Source organism: Alkalicoccobacillus porphyridii (genome assembly GCF_007293315.1).
GTDB lineage: Bacteria > Bacillota > Bacilli > Bacillales > Bacillaceae_D > Alkalicoccobacillus > Alkalicoccobacillus porphyridii.
The window spans coordinates 1-276 of sequence record NZ_VLXZ01000191.1; the positions used below are offsets into that span (position 1 = coordinate 1).

Annotated in this window: 1 protein-coding gene; it reads left to right on the forward strand. The window is 49.3% G+C overall.

What is annotated here, in order from left to right; all coding sequences use genetic code 11:
* On the forward strand, positions 1 to 276 hold a 276-nt coding region (locus FN960_RS23985; protein WP_221936854.1), incomplete at both ends, for a LysR family transcriptional regulator.

Sequence of the window (276 nt, forward strand, 5' to 3'; positions counted from 1 at the left end):
TGTTTCGCTGTGAACAACAATCGGTCAAAGAAATGGATAAAATTCACGCAATGCAGTTGTTCATCAAAGTCGCGGAGCTGGAAAGTTTTTCCCGCGCAGCGGATTTCTTTGCTTTGCCAAAGGGAAGTGTTTCGCGCCAGATACAGGCACTGGAACATCAACTTGGCACCCAGCTTCTCCAGCGCACCACGCGACGGGTCAAACTCACGCCAGAAGGCATGACCTATTATCAACGAGCAAAAGATGTGTTGAGTAATCTCAGCGAACTGGACGGTC